2 tRNA genes and 2 rRNA genes are annotated in these 5,273 nt (G+C 49.0%); all 4 read right to left on the reverse strand.

The features are described from left to right. Positions 1–77: 77 nt before the first annotated feature. The 4 genes from M5F03_RS04330 to M5F03_RS04345 all read right to left on the reverse strand — a co-directional run bounded on the left by M5F03_RS04330 (position 78) and on the right by M5F03_RS04345 (position 5,184). Positions 78–2,971, reverse strand: a 23S ribosomal RNA gene (locus M5F03_RS04330). A gap of 413 nt (positions 2,972–3,384) precedes the next feature. Further along, positions 3,385–3,460 (reverse strand) — tRNA-Ala (locus tag M5F03_RS04335). A 47-nt stretch (positions 3,461–3,507) separates the two neighbouring features. After that, a tRNA-Ile gene (locus M5F03_RS04340) sits at positions 3,508–3,584 on the reverse strand. 61 nt (positions 3,585–3,645) lie between these two features. Beyond that, positions 3,646–5,184 (reverse strand): 16S ribosomal RNA (locus M5F03_RS04345). Together the 16S and 23S rRNA genes with 2 tRNA genes alongside form the textbook arrangement of a ribosomal RNA operon. Between the last annotated feature and the right edge of the window lie 89 nt (positions 5,185–5,273).

Consider the following 5,273-nt stretch of genomic DNA (forward strand, 5'->3'; position numbering starts at 1 on the left):
AGCTTTTCAACTAAATCAAGTTTGATTGATTATATGTGAATCAATTGATGCTATATATACAACTGTTTGGGTGTTGTATAGTCAAGCCTCACGAGCAATTAGTATTGGTCAGCTTCATGCGTCACCGCACTTCCACATCCAACCTATCAACGTCGTAGTCTTCAACGGCTCTTTAGTGGACATAAAGTCCAAGGGAAATCTTATCTTGAGGTAGGCTTCCCGCTTAGATGCTTTCAGCGGTTATCCCTTCCGAACATAGCTACCCGGCGATGCGACTGGCGTCACAACCGGTACACCAGAGGTTCGTCCACTCTGGTCCTCTCGTACTAGGAGCAGATCCTCTCAAATTTCCAGCGCCCACGGTAGATAGGGACCGAACTGTCTCACGACGTTCTAAACCCAGCTCGCGTACCTCTTTAAATGGCGAACAGCCATACCCTTGGGACCTGCTTCAGCCCCAGGATGAGATGAGCCGACATCGAGGTGCCAAACACCGCCGTCGATATGAACTCTTGGGCGGTATCAGCCTGTTATCCCCAGAGTACCTTTTATCCGTTGAGCGATGGCCCTTCCATACAGAACCACCGGATCACTAAGACCTACTTTCGTACCTGCTCGACTTGTGGGTCTCGCAGTTAAGCGCGCTTTTGCCTTTATACTCTACGCGTGATTTCCGACCACGCTGAGCGCACCTTCGTACTCCTCCGTTACTCTTTAGGAGGAGACCGCCCCAGTCAAACTACCCACCAGACATGGTCCTCGCTCCAGATCATGGAGCAGAGTTAGAACCTCAATATTACCAGGGTGGTATTTCAAGATTGGCTCCACCGAAACTAGCGTCTCGGTTTCAAAGCCTCCCACCTATCCTACACAAGTAAGATCAAAGTTCAATGTCAAGCTGCAGTAAAGGTTCACGGGGTCTTTCCGTCTAGCCGCGGGTACACCGCATCTTCACGGCGATTTCGATTTCACTGAGCCTCTGCTGGAGACAGCGCCCCCATCATTATGCCATTCGTGCAGGTCGGAACTTACCCGACAAGGAATTTCGCTACCTTAGGACCGTTATAGTTACGGCCGCCGTTTACTGGGGCTTCGATCAAGAGCTTCGCTTACGCTAACCCCATCAATTAACCTTCCAGCACCGGGCAGGCATCACACCCTATACGTCCACTTTCGTGTTTGCAGAGTGCTATGTTTTTAATAAACAGTTGCAGGGGCCTGGTTTCTGTGGCTGCTCTCAGCTCAGGAAGCAAGTTCCATCACCAAAAGCAGCGTACCTTCTCCCGAAGTTACGGTACCATTTTGCCTAGTTCCTTCAGCAGAGTTCTCTCAAGCGCTTTGGTCTACTCGACCTGACCACCTGTGTCGGTTTCGGGTACGATTCCAGTGTAACTGAAGCTTAGAGACTTTTCCTGGAAGTATGGTATCAGCCACTTCACTGTACAAGTACAGCTTGCTGTCAGATCTCAGCATAGAGTACCCCGGATTTGCCTAAGATACATGCCTACTTCCTTTCACCTGGACAACCAACGCCAGGCTGACTTAACCTTCTCCGTCCTCTCATCGCATTACACTGAAGTATTGGAATATTAACCAATTTCCCATCGACTACGCCTCTCGGCCTCGCCTTAGGGGTCGACTCACCCAGCCCCGATTAACGTTGGACTGGAACCCTTGGTCTTTCAGCGAACGGGTTTTTCACCCGTTTTGTCGTTACTCACGTCAGCATTCGCACTTCTGATACCTCCAGCAGACTTCTCAATCCACCTTCATCGGCTTACAGAACGCTCCCCTACCACTTACACTAATGTGTAAATCCGCAGCTTCGGCATGTAGTTTTAGCCCCGTTACATCTTCCGCGCAGGCCGACTCGACTAGTGAGCTATTACGCTTTCTTTAAAGGGTGGCTGCTTCTAAGCCAACCTCCTAGCTGTCTATGCCTTCCCACATCGTTTCCCACTTAACTACAATTTTGGGGCCTTAGCTGGCGGTCTGGATTGTTTTCCTCTTGACTACGGACGTTAGCACCCGCAGTCTGTCTCCCGGATAGTACTCATTGGTATTCGGAGTTTGCATCGGTTTGGTAAGTCGGGATGACCCCCTAGCCGAAACAGTGCTCTACCCCCAATGGTATTCGTCCGAGGCGCTACCTAAATAGCTTTCGGGGAGAACCAGCTATCACCGAGTTTGATTAGCCTTTCACCCCTATCCACAAGTCATCCCCTGGCTTTTCAACGACAGTGGGTTCGGTCCTCCAGTTAGTGTTACCCAACCTTCAACCTGCTCATGGATAGATCACCCGGTTTCGGGTCTACACCCAGCAACTAAACGCCCTATTAAGACTCGATTTCTCTACGGCTCCCCTAATCGGTTAACCTTGCTACTGAATGTAAGTCGCTGACCCATTATACAAAAGGTACGCAGTCACCAAACAAGTTGGCTCCCACTGCTTGTATGCATGCGGTTTCAGGATCTATTTCACTCCCCTCACAGGGGTTCTTTTCGCCTTTCCCTCACGGTACTGGTTCACTATCGGTCAGTCAGGAGTATTTAGCCTTGGAGGATGGTCCCCCCATATTCAGACAAGGTTTCACGTGCCTCGCCCTACTCGACATCATTATCTAAGCCCTTTCGTGTACAGGACTATCACCTACTATGGTCGCACTTCCCAGAGCGTTCCACTAAAGCTTAGATAACTTAATGGGCTTTTCCCCGTTCGCTCGCCGCTACTGAGGGAATCTCAATTGATTTCTTTTCCTAAGGGTACTGAGATGTTTCACTTCCCCTCGTTCGCCTCATAAACCTATGTATTCAGTTTATGATACCCGCCTTATAGCGGGTGGGTTTCCCCATTCAGAAATCTCCGGATCACAGGATATTTGCCGCCTCCCCGGAGCTTATCGCAGGCTATTACGTCTTTCATCGCCTCTGACTGCCAAGGCATCCACCACATGCACTTAATTACTTGACTATACAACCCCAAACAGTCGTTTGATCCTACAAGTAGATCAACCAACATTACAGTTTAGAGCTTCGTGAACTTAATCACTGTACAGCTTCAATTAGATTCATATACCAAAACGCTTGATTCAGTTAATTTCGCTAGTAACTCATTTCATTCAACTTTCACAATTGCTTGTTAGGTTAAATCAAACGAGTATGAACAAATTATTTCAACTCAAATATATTCTGTTAATGATTTTTCCAGCCTTCGTCAGGTCAGGAAACTGTGATAAATCACAGAGCTTAATAACAATGAAGCGAATCATACGCCACTTTGTTGCTAAGCTCTATAACCTAAACACTTGATCGCTTAAGGACTAAGCTAACAATCGTTTGATTGTTTATTTTAGCTTCGTTCTCTATACATTGCGTAGCAATGTATGGTGGAGACTAGGAGAGTCGAACTCCTGACCTCCTGCGTGCAAAGCAGGCGCTCTACCAACTAAGCTAAGTCCCCAGCTTATCAATAAGTCAATGTTCTGATTTTCCGTACTTCGTCAGTAGTGGTGGGTCTGACAAGACTTGAACTTGTGACCCCACGCTTATCAAGCGTGTGCTCTAACCAACTGAGCTACAGACCCTCAGATACATCGTCATGAAGAACAACTTGTTGTGGATTCTTACCAATCGTCAATCTTTCGTTAAGGAGGTGATCCAGCCGCAGGTTCCCCTACGGCTACCTTGTTACGACTTCACCCCAGTCATCGGCCACACCGTGGTAAGCGTCCTCCTTACGGTTAGACTACCTACTTCTGGTGCAACAAACTCCCATGGTGTGACGGGCGGTGTGTACAAGGCCCGGGAACGTATTCACCGCGGCATTCTGATCCGCGATTACTAGCGATTCCGACTTCATGGAGTCGAGTTGCAGACTCCAATCCGGACTACGATCGGCTTTTTGAGATTAGCATCTCCTCGCGGAGTAGCAACCCTTTGTACCGACCATTGTAGCACGTGTGTAGCCCTGGTCGTAAGGGCCATGATGACTTGACGTCGTCCCCGCCTTCCTCCAGTTTGTCACTGGCAGTATCCTTAAAGTTCCCGGCTTAACCCGATGGCAAATAAGGAAAAGGGTTGCGCTCGTTGCGGGACTTAACCCAACATCTCACGACACGAGCTGACGACAGCCATGCAGCACCTGTATGTAAGCTCCCGAAGGCACCAATCCATCTCTGGAAAGTTCTTACTATGTCAAGACCAGGTAAGGTTCTTCGCGTTGCATCGAATTAAACCACATGCTCCACCGCTTGTGCGGGCCCCCGTCAATTCATTTGAGTTTTAGTCTTGCGACCGTACTCCCCAGGCGGTCTACTTATCGCGTTAGCTGCGCCACTAAAGCCTCAAAGGCCCCAACGGCTAGTAGACATCGTTTACGGCATGGACTACCAGGGTATCTAATCCTGTTTGCTCCCCATGCTTTCGTGCCTCAGCGTCAGTATTAGGCCAGATGGCTGCCTTCGCCATCGGTATTCCTCCAGATCTCTACGCATTTCACCGCTACACCTGGAATTCTACCATCCTCTCCCATACTCTAGCTTCCCAGTATCGAATGCAATTCCCAAGTTAAGCTCGGGGATTTCACATCCGACTTAAAAAGCCGCCTACGCACGCTTTACGCCCAGTAAATCCGATTAACGCTCGCACCCTCTGTATTACCGCGGCTGCTGGCACAGAGTTAGCCGGTGCTTATTCTGCGAGTAACGTCCACTATCTTTAGGTATTAACCAAAGTAGCCTCCTCCTCGCTTAAAGTGCTTTACAACCAAAAGGCCTTCTTCACACACGCGGCATGGCTGGATCAGGGTTCCCCCCATTGTCCAATATTCCCCACTGCTGCCTCCCGTAGGAGTCTGGGCCGTGTCTCAGTCCCAGTGTGGCGGATCATCCTCTCAGACCCGCTACAGATCGTCGCCTTGGTAGGCCTTTACCCCACCAACTAGCTAATCCGACTTAGGCTCATCTATTAGCGCAAGGTCCGAAGATCCCCTGCTTTCTCCCGTAGGACGTATGCGGTATTAGCATCCCTTTCGAAATGTTGTCCCCCACTAATAGGCAGATTCCTAAGCATTACTCACCCGTCCGCCGCTAGAAATCGGTAGCAAGCTACCTATTCCCGCTCGACTTGCATGTGTTAAGCCTGCCGCCAGCGTTCAATCTGAGCCATGATCAAACTCTTCAGTTTAAAATCAATAGTACATATAGTGTACCAATCTTGGCTCATCAATTACTGACAAAAATTTGCTCAAATAAACTTCGAGTAATTTCTACCAT

Origin of the sequence: Acinetobacter amyesii, from assembly GCF_023499985.1 — a bacterium.
GTDB lineage: Bacteria > Pseudomonadota > Gammaproteobacteria > Pseudomonadales > Moraxellaceae > Acinetobacter > Acinetobacter amyesii.